Raw genomic sequence first — 15,503 nt, 5'->3', positions numbered from 1 at the left:
TCCTTAACCCTCACATAGGTTTACGTCGTATTTATCACTTCCGTCACAGAAACGCGGCCGCTGCCCCGGCGTGGATCTGGGCCGATTCGGGGTCGGCCGCCGGCCTCTGGACAGGGTGAGTAGACTGGTCGGATGTCTTCGACCGTCGCCACCCTGCGCGTCGCCTTGCCGGTGCCGCTGCCCCAGTTGTTCGACTATCTGCCTCCGGCCGATGCGGCGCCGACCGATCCGGCGCGGGTCGGCTGCCGGGTGCGGGTGCCGTTCGGGCCGCGCGAGCTGGTCGGGGTTGTGGTGGAGATCGGGCAACTGCCCGCGGCCGACGGCTTGCGCCCGGCACTGGCGTGGTGCGACCAGGCCCCGCTGCTGGTCGATGAACTGGCCCGCTCGCTGCACTGGCTGGCCCGCTACACCCACGCCCCGCTCGGCGAGGCCCAGGCCAGCGCCCTGCCCGGCCCGCTTCGGCGCGGCGAGCCGCTGGCCGATACCCACGCCTGGGCCTGGCAGCTGACCGAAGCCGGCCGCACCGGCTCAACCAGCCTGCGCGCAGGCAGCCGCCCCGCCCTGCTGGCAGCCCTGCTGCGCACCGGTGCGGTCGGCGAGGAGCAACTGGACCCGCTGCTGCCGCAGTGGCGCGAAGCCGCGCGCAGCCTGGCCAAGCGCGAGTACGCCGAGCGCGTGGCGGTGCCGGCCGACACGATTCCGCCACGCCCCGGCAACGGCCCGCCGCTCAACGACGAACAACAGGCCGCCACCGCCGCGATCCGCGCGCATAGCGGCTTTGCCACCTATCTGCTCGACGGCGTCACCGGCAGCGGCAAGACCGAGGTCTACCTGCAGGCGCTCGCCGATTGCCTGGCCGCCGGCAAGCAGGCGCTGGTGCTGGTGCCCGAGATCGGGCTGACGCCGCAGACCCTGGGGCGTTTCCGTGCGCGCCTGGGCGTGCCGGTGCATGCGCTGCACTCGGGTCTGTCCGATGGCGAACGCGCGCGGGTTTGGGCGGCGGCCTGGCGCGGCCAGGCACAGCTGATCGTCGGCACCCGCTCGGCGGTGTTCACCCCGCTGCCCAACGCCGGCCTGATCGTGATCGACGAAGAACACGACGGCAGCTACAAGCAGCAGGACGGCATCCGCTATCACGCGCGCGATTTCGCGCTGGTACGCGGCAAGGCGCTGGATGTGCCGGTGATCCTGGGCAGCGCCACGCCATCGCTGGAAAGCCTGCACAACGCCTACGCCGGTCGCTACCAGCATCTGCGCCTGTCGCAGCGCGCCGGCGAAGCGCGTCCGCCGCGCGTGCGCGTGCTCGACGTGCGCAAGCGCCCGCTCAAGGACGGCCTGTCGCCCGAGGTGCTGGCCGGTATCGGCACCACCCTGGCGCGTGGCGAACAGGTCCTGGTGTTCAAGAACCGCCGCGGCTATGCACCGGTGCTGCTGTGCCACGACTGCGGCTGGACCGCTGCCTGCCAGCGCTGCAGCACGCCGCTGCACCAGACCCCGATGACCGTGCATGCAGGCGGCCGGCGCCTGCAGTGCCACCATTGCGGCGCGCGCCAACCCGCACCGCTGGCCTGCCCGGCCTGCGCCAGCCTGGCGCTGCAGCCGCAGGGCATCGGCACCGAGCGGCTGGAAGAACGCCTGACCGAGGCGTTTCCGGACGTCCCGGTGGTGCGCATCGACCGCAGCACTACCCAGCGCCGCGACGCACTGGAAACCCAGCTCGCCCGGCTCGGCACCGAGGCCGGCATCCTGGTCGGCACGCAGATCCTGGCCAAGGGCCACGACCTGCCGCGGCTAACCATGGTCGTGGTGGTCGGCATCGACGAAGGCCTGTTCTCGGCCGACTTCCGCGCCGCCGAAAAACTGGCCCAGCAGTTGATCCAGGTGGCCGGACGCGCCGGCCGTGCCGACCGGCCGGGCGAAGTCTGGCTGCAGACCCATCACCCCGAACACCCGTTGCTGCAGACCCTGGTCAATGGCGGCTACCACGCCTTCGCCGACGCCGAACTGCAGCAGCGCGAGGCCGCGGGATTTCCGCCGTTCGCGCATCTGGCGCTGTTCCGCGCCGAGGCCAAGGACGTGGCCGCGGCCAACCAATTCCTGATGGCGGTGCGTGGCCTGACCACGGCAGACAGCACCGCACAATCGCCTGCCTTTGCCGCAGTGGAGTGCTACGGCCCGATGCCGGCACCGATGCCACGCCGCGCCGGTTTCCAGCGCACCCAGTTGCTGTTGTCCGCGCAACAGCGCTCGGCGCTGCATCGTCTGCTGGATGCGCAACTGCCTGCGATCTATGCGCTGCCGCAGGCGCGGCGCGTACGCTGGTCGCTGGATGTGGATCCGATCGATCTGTATTAGTGCGGGCGTATCGCACGCGGAGCAGCAGCTAGATCACCGTGTACCCAGCTTGCGTAGGAGCGCACCTGGGCGCGATGTGGCGTTACCGAAAATGCCCTCGCGCACCAGTGCGCTCCTACAGAAAACGCGGGCTATTTAGTCGCGCGATGTACAAGGCCCATGTCCTTGCAGCAACGTGTCGGGTCGGCAGCACGTGCGGCGCCTGCCATGGACCATGCTGGCCTGAGCGGAAACGCGAAACTCAAGTCAGCGCGGTCATCACCCCACGCTGGTACGCCGGCCGCACACGCAAGCGCGCGTACCACGCCTGCAGATGCGGCAATTCGGGCCGCTCGATCGGCATTTCGAACCACGCGTAGATGAAGCTGCCCAGCGGTATATCGCCCATCGCGAACCGTCCGCCGGACAGGTACGGCTGCTGCGCCAATGCCGCATCGGCACGTGCGAGCAACTCGCCCGACTGGGTCAACGCCGCAGCGATGCGTGCGTGATCGCGCTCGGCCTCCGGCGTGCGCACAACGCCCCAGAACAGGTCGCGAAACACACCGGCGAACGTGGAGGTGGTCCAATCCATCCAGCGGTCGCCCAGCGCGCGCTCGGCCGGTGCCTGCGGATACAGGGCCGGCGCATATTGCGCGGCTAGGTAGCGCACGATCGCATTGGACTCCCACAGCACCAGCGCACCATCCTGCAAGGTCGGCACCACGCCGTTCGGATTCAATGCGCGATAGGCCGGCGTGTCGTTGCCGCCGAACGCACCGCCCACTTCGATCGAGCTGTAGGCCACCCCGGCTTCTTCGGCGCACCACAACGCCTTGCGCACATTGCTGGAATTGCGCCGCCCCCAGATCGTGATGGCGGGCATCGCTGCGGTGGGCACATTTGCGTCCTGCGTCATGCTCAGCCCCCTGCTGCAGGTTTGGCCGGCGCACGTGCCGGGCGCTTGGCAGCCGCCGGTTGCGCCGGTTTGCCGCGGCCGTTCTTGGGCGTGTCGCGCATCCACAACGCCTGTTCGTCCTGCCTGATCTCGAACAAGCCGATCGCGCGCACCAGATCGCTGAGTTTGCGATAGCCATAGTTGCGTGGATCGAACGAGGCCTGGTTGGCCACCTGCTTGCCGACTGCACTCAGCAGCGCCCAGCCATCGTCTTCGCAGGCGCTGACGATCGCATTGCGCAGCATTTGGACCAGACGCGTATCGCGACGTAATGCGGTGGCGTCCTTGCGACCGGCAGCCGTCTCGCTGGCGGCTGCAGCTTGCTCGCCGAGCGCCTCGACATAGGTGAACTTGGAGCACGCATTGACGAACGGCGCCGGTGTCTTCTTTTCGCCGAAGCCATAGACCTTCATGCCGTCGGTCAGCAGGCGCATCACCAGCGGCGTGAAATCGGCATCGCTGGAGACGATCGCAAATCCATCCAGATTGCGCGCGTACAACAGGTCCATCGCATCGATCACCATTGCCATGTCCGAGGCGTTCTTGCCGGAACTGTAGGCAAATTGCTGGATCGGCCGGATCGCGTAGTCGTGCAACGCCGCCTCCCAGCCTTTCAGGTGCGGACTCTTCCAGTTGCCGTAGGCGCGGCGCACGTTGGCCACGCCGTAGCGCGCCACTTCGGCCAGCACCACGTCGATCTTGCCGGCCGGCGCATTGTCCGCATCGATCAGCAGCGCGATGCGTTTGTCAGGGTTGTCGCTCATGCTCATTGCTCCAGGGACTTCGCAGATTCGGTCTTGAAGTCGGTACCGGTGTCGGTGTCGGTGTCGGTGTCGGTGTCCATCTCACTCTCCTCCACGTCGGTCTCGGCCGGCAATGTGTACTCGGTGCCATCGCGCAGCGTGAGCACGCCCGTACTCAGGATCTCGCGTTCTGCCCCGTCGCTGACCCAGGTAGCGTGCACGCGCCCGGTGCCGCGATCGCCTTCCACATCGAACACGAACTCGTCGCTACCCGGGGCCAGACTGGTGCGATACAGATCCACCTGCATGTCGCGGATGTGCCCGATATGTTCCTGCACCACGGCATCGGCCTGCAGCGCACTGCGCGCCTGATCGGCAAACAGCGACCAACCGATCGACATCAGCCAGATGAGCGCGCCGAGCACCAGCGTCCCGAACAGCACTACACACGTCGCCACGCCAATCAGCCCGATCGCCACACTGCTGAGCGGCTTCTTGACGCCCGCTGCCCGCGACGGTGCAGCGGGCGGCACAGACGACAACGGCGGCAACGGCGGCGGGAGCGACGACATGGGGGTGGCCGGAAGCTGGAGATGCGACATGATGCCGCAGGCGGGCCACGCTCACGCGGCATGTTCATTGCCGATGCGGCATCCTGATACGCCCGCGTCGCACTCCATCGGACCTTACGATGACCTCTCTCCCCTCCCAAGCTCCGCTGCATCTGGTTGTGGTTGGCGGCGGATTCGCCGGCTTATGGGCGACCCGCGCGCTCGACGACCCCGGCATCCGCATCACTCTGGTCGACCGTCAGAACCACCACCTGTTCCAGCCCCTGCTGTATCAGGTGGCCACCGCCGGCCTGTCGGCACCGGACATCGCCGCGCCGCTGCGGCACATCCTGCGCGAGCAACGCAATGTCGAAGTACTGCTCGGCGATGTCACCGATATCGCACCAAGCCGCCGCGAGGTGGTGTTGGCCGATGGCGGCACGCTCGGCTACGACATGTTGCTGCTGGCCACCGGCGCCACCCATGCCTATTTCGGCAACGACCAATGGGCCGAACACGCCCCTGGCCTGAAAACGCTGTACGACGCGCTGGTGCTGCGGCGCAAGCTGCTGCTGGCCTTCGAACGCGCAGAAGCCGAATCCGACCCTGCCGCACGCGCCGCCTGGCTGAGCTTTGCAGTGGTCGGCGGCGGGCCCACCGGCGTCGAACTGGCCGGCACTCTGGCCGAAATCGCCCGCCACACACTCAAGAACGAGTTCCGCCACATCGACCCGCGGCAGGCGCGCGTGCGGCTGGTCGAAGCCGGTCCGCGCGTGCTGCCCTCGTTTCCGGAAGATCTCACCGCCAAGGCGCGCAAGCAGTTGGAACGTCTGGGCGTGGAGGTGCACACCGGAACTCCGGTCACGCAGATCGATGCATTGGGCTACCAGCTCGGCGACACCTTCGTGCCGGCACGCACCGTGGTGTGGGCCGCCGGCGTGGCCGCCTCGCCGCTGGCGCGTACGCTGGGCGTGCCGCTGGATCGCGCCGGCCGCGTGCTGGTCGAAGCCGACCTCAGCGTGCCGGGCCACCCGGACATCTTCGTCGGCGGCGATCTGGCCTCGGTGCAGCAGGACGGCCGCCCGGTGCCGGGCGTGGCACCGGCCGCCAAGCAGATGGGCAAGCACATCGCCAAGGCGATCCGGGCGCGGCAGCGCGGCCAGACCGCGCCGGCGTTCCGCTACCAGGACTACGGCAACCTGGCCACGATCGGCCGCATGGCCGCCATCGTGCATGTGGGCAAGCTCAAGCTGTCCGGCGTCGTCGCCTGGTGGTTCTGGCTGGCTGCGCACGTGTACTTTTTGATCGGCTTCCGCAACCGGTTCGTGGTGCTGGTGAACTGGGCGATGGCGTACTGGAGCTACCAGCGCGCCGCGCGCATCATCTTCGGCGGCGCCACCGACGATCCTCCCCCCAGCAGCAAGGACGGATGACAGCGGCGCAAGCCGTGCGCGATGCTGTGCGGCCTGATGCGATGGCCTGACCGTGGCAACTGTCCTGTTCCTGCTGGATCTGCTCGGCACCTTCGTGTTCGCCCTGAGCGGGGCGACCGTGGCGGTACGCAACCGTCTGGACCTGTTCGGCGTGCTGGTGCTCTCCTGCGCGGCCGCGGTGTCCGGCGGCATCGTGCGCGATGTGCTGATCGGCGCCACCCCGCCGGCCGCGCTGGTGCAGCCGCAGTATCTGCTGGTGGCCTGCCTGGCCGGCGTGGCCGGGTTCTATTGGCATGCAGCGGTGGAGCGCCTGCGCAATCCGGTGCAGATCTTCGATGCGGCCGGGCTGGCGCTGTTTGCGGTCTATGGCACCAGCAAGGCGCTGGACTATCACCTCACCCCGTTGAGCGCGACATTGCTGGGCATGCTCAGCGGCATCGGCGGCGGCATTGCGCGCGATCTGCTGGTGGCGCGCACGCCGGTGGTGTTGCAGGCCGAACTGTACGCGGTCGCCGCGCTTGCCGGTGGCGGGCTGGTCGCGGTCGGGCACGTCCTGGATGTGCCGCAGGCCTGGTCGTTGGCGACCGGCGCCGGCGTGTGCTTCGGCCTGCGCTTCATGGCGATCCGCTACGGCTGGCATCTGCCGGTGGCGCGCTCGCCGGAGTAGCAATCGCGTAGCCCCACATAGGCAGACGGCCCGGAAAACCGGGCCGTCTGTGCAAACACTCGCGCAAGACCGACAGGATCAGGCGACGAACAGCGCCTTCATCTTCTTCAGCGCATTCGCTTCGATCTGACGGATGCGCTCGGCCGACACGCCGTATTCGTCTGCCAGTTCCTGCAGCGTCACCTTGGAATCGGAATCCAGCCAGCGGCGCTTGACGATGTCGCGCGAGCGGGCGTCCAGGCCAGCCATACCTTCGCGCAGCAGCTGCAGCTGGTTGTCTTCGCTGTCGTGACGCTCGTACGCCTGCGACGGATCTTCTTCATTGGCGACCAGGTAGCTCACCGGCGACGGCGGGCCGTGATCGTCGTCTTCGTCCGACGACGCGTCGAAACCGATATCGCGACCGGACAGGCGCGACTCCATTTCCATCACCTCACGCTCGGAGACGTTCAGGTCCTTGGCAACCGCAGTCACTTCCGACGCATTGAGCCAGCCCAGACGCGTCTTGGACTTGCGCAGGTTGAAGAACAGTTTGCGCTGCGCCTTGGTCGTGGCGACCTTGACGATGCGCCAGTTCTTCAGGATGAACTCGTGCATCTCGGCACGGATCCAGTGCACCGCGAAGCTGACCAGGCGCACGCCCATGTCCGGGTCGAAGCGCTTGACCGCCTTCATCAGGCCGATGTTGCCTTCCTGGATCAGGTCGCCCAGCGGCAGGCCGTAGCCGTTGTAGCCGCGGGCCACGTGCACCACGAAGCGCAGGTGGGAATGGACCAGTTCGCGCGCGGCGTCCAGATCCAGCTCGTCGCGAAAGCGACGGGCCAGATCCTGCTCCTCATCGACCGACAGCACCGGGATCTGGTGCACGGCACCGATGTAGGCGTCCAGCGAACCGAGCGCACTGGGAATCGGGAGATTGTTTGCCACAAGGGCAGTCGAGGTAGTCTGGTTCATAGGCACCATCTTAGCAGTCGAACTATTGGACTGCCGGGTACAGAAAGAGTTCCCAGCATTCCATTTATAGGACGTTCGGGCTTTTGGCATCGCCGGTGTTCTACAGCCCGGCACCCCGAATTCGAGGCTTACCGTACCACCAAGCCCCTATGCAAACCGTGACAAACTGGTTGCGCAACGGAATGTACGGGAGCGTCGTTCAGGCGCCGGCGGAGGTGAGGTCCAGCGCGCTGCGCGGTGGCAGCGACCAGTCGATCGGGCTCAGACCACGCCGCCGCAAATGGTCGTTGGTCTTGGAAAAATGCTGGCAGCCCAGGAAGCCGCGGTGCGCCGACAGCGGCGAAGGATGCGGCGCCTTCAAGACCCGGTGGCGCGTCTGGTCGATGACCTTGCCCTTGGACTGCGCATAGCTGCCCCACAGCAGGAACACCAGCCCTTCGCGCTCGCGGTTGAGGGTTTCCACCACATGATCGGTGAAGCCTTCCCAGCCCTTGTTCTGGTGGGCCCCGGCGCGTCCCTGCTCCACCGTCAGCACCGCATTGAGCAGCAGCACGCCCTGGCGCGCCCAGGGCATCAGGTAGCCGTGATCCGGCCGCGCGATCCCCAGGTCGTCCTGGATCTCTTTATAGATATTGAGCAGCGACGGCGGCACCGGCACGCCGGGCAGTACCGAGAAGCACAGCCCATGCGCCTGACCTTCGCCGTGATACGGGTCCTGGCCCAGGATCACCACCTTGACTTGCTCGAACGGTGTCGCGTCGAAGGCGGCGAAGATCTGCGGGCCAGGCGGAAACACCCGCGCCCCGGCCGCCTTGCGCTGGCGCAGGAACGCCGACAGCTCCCGCATCTGCGGGCGCAGCAGCCAGTCGCCCACCCTTGCCTTCCACGACGGTTCCAGCTGGATGCGTCCTTCCCCTTCAGTCATAGCGTGACAGCCTGATCCTCCAGGCGTGCCAGGCGCAGCTGGAACAACACCTTGGTCACCAGCAGGCGCTCTTCGATCGGTTTTTGCACCAGATCGTTGGCACCGGCGCGCAGCAATTCGGACTGATTGCGCGGGTTGGTGTCGCCGGTCATCACCAGCACCGGCAGGCGGCGCTTGCCGTAGGCGAAGTCGATGCGGATACGCTCGACCACGTCGCGGCCGTTGAGCTCGCCCTTCAGCGTCACGTCGGTCAGCACCACGTCGATGCGGCGCTCGGTGCGGCCCAGCGATTCGGCGGTGAGCAGCGCAAAGGCATCTTCGGCGGTGAGCACGTGCACCACTTTCAGGCTCTGGCGTTCGAGCATGCGCTTGGTCGCCTCGGCCACCACGCGGCTGTCTTCGATGTAGAGCACGGTCGCGCCCACCACCGGCTCGGGCTGCACGTAGCCGCGGATGAAGGTCGCCAGGGCTTCATGGCCCAGCGCCTTGTCGAAATAATCGGTGACGTACTCGGTGAAACGGCGCTCCACCAGATGCTGCTGCGCATCGCCGGAGACCACGATCACCGGGACATAGGCCTGCCCGGCGGTTTCGCGCACGCTGCGCGCCAGGGTCAGGCCGTCGCCATCGGGCAGCGACAGCGAGGTCGTGACCAGATCCACCGCGCCGGCTTCCAGCGCCTGACGCGCTTCGGCAATGTTGGAACAGCCGATCACCTGCACATTGGGCAGGTCGCGCTTGAGCACGTCGGCAATCAGCTTGCGCACCAACTTGGAGCCATCGACCACCATCACGCGCGGCGCGTCGCTGATCAGGTGTTTGAGATCTGGTGGATGCATGGCAGGCCTCAGGTCTCGGTAGGACGGGTCTGGCGAAGGAAATGGCCGGTCACCAGCCAGGCACCCAACCAACCCAGGACTAAGGTGCCGACCAGCACCATCGCAGAATGCAACAGATCCAGCCCGTGCAGGGTAAAAGAACTGCCGTAACTGTCGGCCAATGTCGCCAACGGCGCACGCAATGCCAGGCCCGAGGCGGCGATCAGAGCGAGCGCGACAGCGCCGGCGCCGAGTCCGTACCACGCGCCCAGATACAAGAACGGACGACGGATGAAGCCATCGCTGGCGCCGAGCAACTGCAGCACGCCGATTTCTTCGCGCCGCGACTGGATGTCCAGCCGCACGGTGTTGCCGACCACCAGCACCGCACCGATCCCGAGCAGGGCAGACAATACCTGGACCAGGCGCTCGCCGAAATGCAACCAGCCATCCAGGCGCTTGCGCCACAGCGCGTCGTGCTGCACCTGATCGGTCTGCGGCAGCGCCTGTAGCGCACCGGCCAGCTGCGCGTCGTCGGTCGCATCGGCGGGAGTGACGATCAACAAGGTGGGCAGCGGGTTGTCGCCCAGCGCATCGGCCGCTTCATCGAGCTTGGCGCTCTCGCGCAGCTCGGCCAAACCCTGTTCGGGCGTACGCAGCGTGACCTTGGCCACATCCGGACGTGCACGCAGCTCGCCGGCCAGCGCCTGCGCCGCATCGGCGGCCACGTCGACCTTCAGGAACAGATTGATCTCGCGCGATTGCTGCACGCTGCCGGCCAGCAGCTTGACGTTATCCAGCGCGATCGACAGCCCCAACGGCAGGGCCAGCGCCAGGGCCATCACCACGATGGTCAACAAGGTGGCCCACGGCTTGCGCATCGCACGGCCCAGGCTGAAGGCGATGCTGTGCAGATGATGGTCGATCCACACGCCGAACCGCGACGGCGCGACGGTTTCGGTATTGGCGGGCTTGCTCATTCGGCCAGGTCCTGCGGCGAGATGTCGTCGACCAGGCGGCCGTGATCCAGAATCAGCACGCGCTTGCGCATCTGCTTGAGCAGCGCCAGGTCGTGGCTGACCACCAGCACGCTGGTGCCACGGGCCGGGAGTTCGGCGAACAACTGCATGATTTCCGCGGCCAGTGCGGGGTCGAGATTGCCGGTGGGCTCATCGGCCACCAGCAGCCGCGGTTCGCCGACGATGGCGCGCGCGATGCCAACGCGTTGCTGCTCACCGGCAGACAATTGCGACGGCAGGGCTTTCTCGCGATGGGCCAGACCGATGCGCTCCAATGCCGAGCGCACGCGTTTGCCGATCTCGGCACGCCGGGTGCCGCGCAAGATCAGCGGCAAGGCCACGTTCTCGGCGATGCTGCGGTCGTTGAGCAGACGGTGGTCCTGATAGACCGCGCCCACCTGACGCCGATGCAGCGGAATCTGCCGGCCACGCACCTTGAGCAGGTTACGTTCGCCCAGCAGCACCGCGCCCTGACTCGGGCGTTCGCTGAGGTGGATCAGTTTGAGCAAGGTACTTTTGCCGGCGCCGGAATGGCCGGTCACGAACAGCATCTCGCCATCGGCCACTTCGAAGCTGACATCGGTCAGCGCCTGGTGGCCACCGGCGTAGTGCTTGCTGACGTTGTCGAAACGCAGAACGGTCATTCAGCGATTATGCCGGAGCGCCAGTGCTTGCGTCGCATCGCCGATGCGCGGCGATGCGATCAGTGCCGCAAACGGTCAGTTGCCGGAGACCAGCGAACGCAGTCGGCGGCCGATCCGGCTGAGCAGCGACGGGCTACCCGACGGCTTGGCGGCGGCACGCACCGGCTTGGCAACCACCTGGGTGGGCTTGCGCGGTGCGGCAGGCGCGGGAACCGGCGTGGATGCCACTGCCGGCTCGGCACCCTCGACCGGACGACCGTTACGACGACGCCGACGCTTGCGTGGTGCGCGCTCGGCATCGGCCACGCCCGCGGAAGGTGCCTGTGCCGCTACTGCAGCAACCACCGGATGTTCGGTCGACGCCGCAGCTGCAGGCGCTTGGCCTTCCACCCGTGGCTTGCGACGCGGACGCGGCTTGCCATCGGCACCTGCGCCATCGCGGCGACCACCGCCACTGCCGCTGCGCGACCCGCCGGGGCCACCGCGCCCACCACCGCGACGCTGTTCTTCGGCGGCACGCTGCTCGCGCGCTTCGCGGAAGATCGTGCCCACACTGTCGCCAGCAGCGTCATCGTCGGCCTCTTCGCCTTCCACCGGCACGCGTGGCGCGCGCGGCAGCGGCGTCAGCAGTTCGGACGTCACCGGCTCGACCGGAATCTTCTGCTCGATGTAGGCCTCGATGTCGGGCAGGCTCATCGCATAGCGTTCGCAGGCGAAGCTGATCGCATCGCCTTCCTCGCCCAGACGCGCGGTGCGGCCGATGCGGTGGACGTAGTCTTCGGCGTCGAACGGCAGGTCGTAGTTGTAGACGTACTTGACGCCGTCGATATGCAGACCGCGCGCGGCCACGTCGGTGGCGACCAGGATTTCGAGCTGGCCTTTCTGGAAGCGGTTGAGCAGCGACTCGCGCTTCTTCTGCGGCACATCGCCCGACAGCACACCCACCCGGTAGCCATGCCGCTCCAGGGTGCGCGCCACGCGCTCCACGAAGGCCTTGGTGTTGACGAACACCATGGTGCGCGCGCCTTCGCTGCGCGACAGCAAGCCCAACAGTAGCGTCTGCTTCTCTTCGTCGGACGGGAAATAGATGCGCTGGCGCACCCGCGCGGCGGTGATGCTTTCGGTTTCGACAACGAGCTTCTCCGGCTCGTTCATGTGCTCGTAGGCCAGCTCCAGCACGCGGTGGCTGAGGGTGGCCGAGAACAACAACGTCTGCCGGGTGCCGCGCTCGGGCATGCGCCGCAGCAGGAAGCGGATGTCCTTGATGAAGCCCAGGTCGAACATGCGGTCGGCTTCGTCCAGCACGCAGATCTCGCAGGCGTGCAGCGAGACCACCTTGTGCTGTTTGACGTAGTCGATCAGGCGGCCCGGGGTGGCGATGATCACGTCCACGCCCTGCTGCAACAGTTCGCGCTGCTTGTCGTAATCCACCCCGCCGTAGACCAGCGCAAAGCGCAGGCCCAGGTCGGCGCCAAACTTGACCGCATCCTTGTGGATCTGGATCGCCAGCTCGCGGGTCGGCGCAAGGATCAGCGCGCGCGGGTCTTCCGGCTTGCGGTCGGCCAGGGCCGGGCGGATCAGCAGCCGATTCATCACCGCGACCAGAAATGCCAAGGTCTTGCCGGTACCGGTCTGGGCCTGGCCGGCGACATCGCCGCCCGGCAGCGCGACCGGCAAGGTCAGCGCCTGGATCGGGGTACAGCGGGTAAACCCGGCGCTCTCCAGCCCGGCGATCAAGGCCGGATGCAGGTCGAACGAGGAAAAGGTCACATCGGTCAGCGGTTTGTCGCTCATTATTCCGTCTTCGTGAGGCGCCCTGGGCAGCCCGGGCGCGGCTTGCATCGATGCCGACAGCGTCGCAAACTGCGGCTGTTGTGGCGGACAGCGCGGCTTCAGGACTGACACTTGATTCAGTCGCGCAATGCCCCAGTTTAGCGCAATGTAGCGGCCTGCCCGTTCGGGTGGGCCGTTTTGGTTTCCAGGAGACCCAAGGTGAGCGATAAGGTTCAACATGTCGGCGATGCCGACTTCGACACAGCTGTACTGCAATCGGGCGAACCGGTTCTGGTGGATTTCTGGGCCGAGTGGTGCGGCCCATGCAAGATGATCGCCCCGGTGCTGAACGATCTGGCCGACACCTATCAGGGCCGCCTCAAGGTTGCCAAGGTCAATGTGGACCAGAACCGTGCGCTGGCCATCAAGTACCACGTGCGCTCGATTCCGATGCTGTTGCTGTTCAAGGACGGGCAGGTGCAGGCGACCCAGATCGGTGCCGTCGGCAAGGGCCAGCTGACCCAGATGATCGACAAGACCCTGGGTGGCGCGGCCGCCTGAGCAAGCGGGCGTCCAGCAATGGGCGCCCGATGATGCGCCGGCAGTTAAATCGTGCCCGGCAAGACGCTTGCGCGGCAACGCGCGGCGGTGATAGTGTCAGTTGGTCCGGCACACGTTCGTGCGCCGCCGCACCCTCTAGAACCTCTTCTAGACTCCCATCTACCACCAGTTCGCCCCCTAGTTGGGCGCTCGCACCTTAGCGAGGAATCACGCACTTGTCCGATCATCCTTCCTCCGATACCGGGAGCAGCGTCGACGCTCCCGTCGAGAAGCGCGTGCGCAAGCCGCGCGTGAGCAAGACCGCCGCCGCCACTGAAGAGGCTGGCGCACAGCAGCCCAACCTGCCCTTGCCCGCCAGTCCCGTACCCGAAGCACCCCGTGCCGCGCAGGCACCGTCGCGCGCTGCCGATCCGGCACCGGCGCAGACGTCCAGCGATGGCGCCCAGGCCGGTCAGGCGCCCAGCGCCGGCCACGGCAGCGACACCCACGGCGAGCCCCGCGAGGGCGGCCAGTCGCAGCAGCAGCGCTTCAATCAGGCGCAGCAACAGCAGAACCAGAATCAAGGCCAGAACCAGGGCCAAGGCCAAGGTCAGCAGCAGGGCCAGAACCAGAACCAGAACCAAAACCAAAACGCCGGCCAGCATCAGCAAGGCCAGGGCGGTCAGGGTCAGGGTCAGGGTCAGGGTCAAAACCAGCAAGGCCAGAACCAGCAGGGCAACCGCCGTGACCGGTTCCGCAACCGCCGCGATCGCGGCCCGCGCGACCGCTTCGGCAACGACGGCGGCATGCCCTCGTCCGACGGCAGCAACGAACCGTTCATCGCGCGTCCGCATCCGGCCGTGCCGGAAGGTTTTCCGGTGTATTCGCTGAGCGACCTCAAGCGGATGCCGGCGCAGAAGCTGCTGGATATCGCCGACCAGCTCAATATTCAGGAAGGCGTGGCGCGTGCGCGCAAGCAGGACGTGATCTTCGCCCTGCTCAAGGTGCTGACCCGTCATGGTGAAGGCGTTGCCGCCGACGGCGTGCTGGAAATCCTGCCCGACGGCTTCGGTTTCCTGCGTGCGGCAGAAGCCAGCTACCTGGCCGGCCCGGACGATACCTATATTTCGCCCAGCCAGATCCGCCGCTTCAACCTGCGTACCGGCGACCACCTCTCCGGCCGCATCCGCTTCCCGAAGGACGGCGAACGCTATTTCGCGCTGTCGATCGTCGACACCATCAATGGCGAGCCGCTGGAAGCGAGCAAGAACAAGGTCCTGTTCGAGAACCTGACCCCGCTGTTCCCGCGCCGCCGCTTCCGTCTGGAGCGTGGCGATGGCTCCACCGAGGACATCACCGGCCGCATCCTCGATCTGATGGCACCGCAGGGCAAGGGTCAGCGTGCGCTGATCGTCTCCCCGCCCAAGGCCGGTAAGACGATGATGATGCAGCAGGTGGCCACGGCCATCACCACCAATCATCCCGAAGTGCACATGATCGTGCTACTCATCGACGAGCGCCCGGAAGAAGTGACCGAAATGCAGCGCACCGTGCGCGGCGAAGTCATCTCCTCCACGTTCGACGAGCCGGCTGCGCGTCACGTGCAGGTCGCCGAGATGGTGATCGAGCGGGCCAAGCGCCTGGTCGAGCACAAGAAGGACGTGGTGATCCTGCTGGACTCCATCACCCGCCTGGCGCGCGCCTACAACAACGTAGTGCCCAGCTCCGGCAAGGTGCTCACCGGCGGTGTGGATGCCAATGCGTTGCACCGCCCGAAGCGCTTCTTCGGCGCGGCGCGTAACGTGGAAGAAGGCGGCTCGCTGACCATCATCGCCACGGCGCTGGTGGAAACCGGCAGCAAGATGGACGAGGTGATCTACGAAGAGTTCAAGGGCACCGGCAACAGCGAAGTGCATCTGAACCGTCGCATCACCGAAAAGCGCGTGTACCCGGCAATCGACATCAACCGTTCGGGCACGCGTCGCGAAGATCTGCTGATCGAGCCGGAGTTGCTGCAGAAGATCTGGATCCTGCGCAAGCTGCTGCACCCGATGGACGAAATCGCAGCAATGGAATTCCTGTTGGACAAGATGAAGACCACCAAGTCCAACGACGAGTTCTTCAGTTCGATGAAGCGCTGAGTT

Annotated in this window: 14 protein-coding genes; 5 read left to right on the top strand and 9 right to left on the bottom strand. The window is 66.6% G+C overall.

Annotated features, from left to right (window positions below; all coding sequences use genetic code 11):
• Nucleotides 1-132: 132 nt before the first annotated feature.
• On the top strand, nucleotides 133-2,355 hold the full coding sequence (locus EO156_RS11570) for a primosomal protein N' (protein WP_029829545.1): 2,223 nt from the start codon (nucleotides 133-135) through the stop codon (nucleotides 2,353-2,355).
• Nucleotides 2,356-2,596: 241 nt separating this feature from the next.
• Here the strand turns inward: EO156_RS11570 and EO156_RS11565 are convergent, their stop codons facing one another.
• Genes EO156_RS11565 through EO156_RS11555 form a run of 3 tightly spaced genes read right to left on the bottom strand, consistent with a single transcriptional unit; the run spans nucleotide 2,597 to nucleotide 4,607 of the window.
• Nucleotides 2,597-3,220, bottom strand: coding sequence for a glutathione S-transferase (locus EO156_RS11565; protein ID WP_026006891.1), 624 nt, complete (start codon nucleotides 3,218-3,220; stop codon nucleotides 2,597-2,599).
• 35 nt (nucleotides 3,221-3,255) lie between these two features.
• Nucleotides 3,256-4,062, bottom strand: a complete 807-nt coding sequence (locus tag EO156_RS11560; RefSeq protein ID WP_016849334.1) for an NYN domain-containing protein — start codon at nucleotides 4,060-4,062, stop codon at nucleotides 3,256-3,258.
• Nucleotides 4,059-4,607: a hypothetical protein gene (locus EO156_RS11555; RefSeq protein WP_026006890.1), complete on the bottom strand. Its 549-nt coding sequence runs from the start codon at nucleotides 4,605-4,607 to the stop codon at nucleotides 4,059-4,061. Before EO156_RS11555 ends, EO156_RS11560 begins: the two co-directional genes overlap by 4 nt.
• A 119-nt stretch (nucleotides 4,608-4,726) precedes the next feature.
• Here EO156_RS11555 and EO156_RS11550 point away from each other — a divergent pair, with 119 nt between their 5' ends.
• Together EO156_RS11550 and EO156_RS11545 are read left to right on the top strand one after the other, a co-directional pair.
• Complete coding sequence (locus tag EO156_RS11550) at nucleotides 4,727-6,019, top strand: NAD(P)/FAD-dependent oxidoreductase (RefSeq protein ID WP_029829546.1); 1,293 nt, start codon at nucleotides 4,727-4,729, stop codon at nucleotides 6,017-6,019.
• A 52-nt stretch (nucleotides 6,020-6,071) separates the two neighbouring features.
• Nucleotides 6,072-6,686, top strand: coding sequence for a trimeric intracellular cation channel family protein (locus EO156_RS11545; RefSeq protein WP_005923058.1), 615 nt, complete (start codon nucleotides 6,072-6,074; stop codon nucleotides 6,684-6,686).
• A 78-nt stretch (nucleotides 6,687-6,764) separates the two neighbouring features.
• Here EO156_RS11545 and rpoH read toward each other — a convergent pair whose 3' ends face one another.
• The 6 genes from rpoH to rhlB all read right to left on the bottom strand — a co-directional run bounded on the left by rpoH (nucleotide 6,765) and on the right by rhlB (nucleotide 12,840).
• Nucleotides 6,765-7,640, bottom strand: a complete 876-nt coding sequence (gene rpoH / locus EO156_RS11540; RefSeq protein WP_005911428.1) for an RNA polymerase sigma factor RpoH — start codon at nucleotides 7,638-7,640, stop codon at nucleotides 6,765-6,767.
• 199 nt (nucleotides 7,641-7,839) lie between these two features.
• Nucleotides 7,840-8,565: a uracil-DNA glycosylase gene (ung, locus tag EO156_RS11535; RefSeq protein ID WP_005911429.1), complete on the bottom strand. Its 726-nt coding sequence runs from the start codon at nucleotides 8,563-8,565 to the stop codon at nucleotides 7,840-7,842.
• A complete protein-coding gene (locus EO156_RS11530; protein WP_005927293.1) occupies nucleotides 8,562-9,404 on the bottom strand; it encodes a response regulator in 843 nt (280 codons plus the stop codon). Before EO156_RS11530 ends, ung begins: the two co-directional genes overlap by 4 nt.
• Nucleotides 9,405-9,412: 8 nt before the next feature.
• Nucleotides 9,413-10,363, bottom strand: coding sequence for a permease-like cell division protein FtsX (gene ftsX, locus EO156_RS11525; RefSeq protein ID WP_003484495.1), 951 nt, complete (start codon nucleotides 10,361-10,363; stop codon nucleotides 9,413-9,415).
• Entirely contained in the window at nucleotides 10,360-11,046 is a 687-nt protein-coding gene (gene ftsE, locus EO156_RS11520; protein WP_003484499.1) for a cell division ATP-binding protein FtsE, read from the bottom strand. The genes ftsX and ftsE overlap by 4 nt, the downstream gene beginning before the upstream one ends.
• Before the next feature lie 75 nt (nucleotides 11,047-11,121).
• Entirely contained in the window at nucleotides 11,122-12,840 is a 1,719-nt protein-coding gene (gene rhlB / locus EO156_RS11515) for an ATP-dependent RNA helicase RhlB (RefSeq protein WP_003484502.1), read from the bottom strand.
• A gap of 198 nt (nucleotides 12,841-13,038) precedes the next feature.
• On the opposite strand from rhlB, the gene trxA reads away from it, so the two are divergent.
• Both trxA and rho read left to right on the top strand, forming a co-directional pair.
• Entirely contained in the window at nucleotides 13,039-13,380 is a 342-nt protein-coding gene (gene trxA / locus EO156_RS11510; RefSeq protein WP_016849348.1) for a thioredoxin TrxA, read from the top strand.
• A gap of 215 nt (nucleotides 13,381-13,595) precedes the next feature.
• Nucleotides 13,596-15,500, top strand: a complete 1,905-nt coding sequence (gene rho / locus EO156_RS11505) for a transcription termination factor Rho (RefSeq protein WP_016849347.1) — start codon at nucleotides 13,596-13,598, stop codon at nucleotides 15,498-15,500.
• Nucleotides 15,501-15,503: the final 3 nt, after the last annotated feature.

The sequence above is a fragment of the Xanthomonas sp. DAR33341 genome (genome assembly GCF_003992815.1).
GTDB classification, from domain to species: Bacteria; Pseudomonadota; Gammaproteobacteria; order Xanthomonadales; family Xanthomonadaceae; genus Xanthomonas; species Xanthomonas cissicola.
The sequence above is the reverse complement of the archived record's forward strand: the minus strand, read 5'-3'. Positions and strand labels throughout refer to the sequence as shown.